This window comes from Streptomyces sp. KR55, from assembly GCF_052245645.1.
GTDB lineage: Bacteria > Actinomycetota > Actinomycetes > Streptomycetales > Streptomycetaceae > Streptomyces > Streptomyces flavusporus.
In genome coordinates this window covers 1-1181 of the sequence record NZ_JBQQCE010000931.1, presented here as the reverse complement: position 1 = coordinate 1181, position 1181 = coordinate 1, and the positions used below count along the sequence as shown (strand labels likewise).

Below are 1181 nucleotides of genomic sequence, written 5' to 3'. Positions count from 1 at the left end.
ACAGCCGGGCTGTGCGGGGCCTGGCGAATGCCCGCCAAGTCCTCGCTGTTCCGGGCCAGGGACCGGCTGGGCCCGGAGCCGCTGCGGGTGCTGTTCGCGACGACCGCCGGGCCGCTGGCCAACGAGCGGACGCCGGGAGCGTTCTGGCGGGGACTGCGGCTGATGGCGGTGGACGGCACGTGCTGGGATGTGGCCGACAGTGTGGCGAATGAGAAGGCCTTCGGCCGTCCGGGCAACACCCGCGGCCCGGACAGGGCCGCGTTCCCGCAGGTGCGGATGGCCGCTTTGGTGGAGTTGGGCACGCATGCAGTGCTGGATGCGGAGCTTGACGGCTGCCGGGTCGGGGAGCTGACGCTGTCGGCTCGTCTGGTGCGTTCGGCCGGCCCGGGCATGCTGATCCTCGCTGACCGGGAGTTTCTCGGGGTCCCGCTGTGGCGGGCCTTCACCGCCACGGGCGCTCACCTGCTGTGGCGGGTGCCGGCGAACCGGGTGCTGCCGGTGCAGCAGCGGCTGCCCGACGGCTCCTGGCTGTCGCGCTTGCATGCCGGCACCGACGCCAAGAAGCGTGACCCGGTGCGCGTGCGCGTGATCGCCTACCGGCTGAAGGGCGTGCCCGGCGCCGAGGAGAACGGATACCGGCTGGTCACCGACCTGCTCGACGCTCAGGCGTACCCCGCTGCGGAACTGGCCACGCAGTATCACCAGCGGTGGGAGATCGAGTCGGTGCTCGGAGAGATCAAGACACACCAACGGGGGGCGAAGGTGGTGCTGTCCAGCAAGACTCCCGACGGCATCCGGCAGCAGATCTGGGCGCATCTGCTGGTCCACCGCGCACTGCGTCAGCTGATGTGCAGAACTGCAGCCGCCCGCGGGACGGATCCCGATCGCATCTCGTTCACCGACACCCTGCGGGCCGCCCGCCGCAGTGTCACCGCTTCACCAGGGATCTTTTCCCCCTGAGCACCTGGTCGCCGCGCTGACCCACCTCCGCGACGACCTGCTGACACACCTCCTGCCACCACGCCGACTGCGCAGCCAACCCCGCGTCGTCAAACGCAAGATGTCCAACTACCACCTCAAGAGAGCCGAGCACCGGCACTGGCCCCAGCCGACCCGGACAGCCACCGACGCCGTCGTGATCCACACGCCAAGACCACCAGACCCGTAACGCAACGGCATTG

General features: G+C 69.9%; 2 protein-coding genes. One reads left to right on the top strand and one right to left on the bottom strand.

All coding sequences use genetic code 11. The annotated features are described in order from the left end of the window. Positions 1 to 960: IS4 family transposase (locus ACTWQJ_RS51595; protein WP_443313236.1), on the top strand; the 960-nt coding region annotated here is incomplete at its 5' end. Here the strand turns inward: ACTWQJ_RS51595 and ACTWQJ_RS51590 are convergent. Continuing rightward, on the bottom strand, positions 929 to 1181 hold a 253-nt coding region (locus tag ACTWQJ_RS51590; protein WP_443313235.1), incomplete at its 5' end, for a hypothetical protein. The two genes, ACTWQJ_RS51595 and ACTWQJ_RS51590, sit on opposite strands and share 32 nt — an antisense overlap.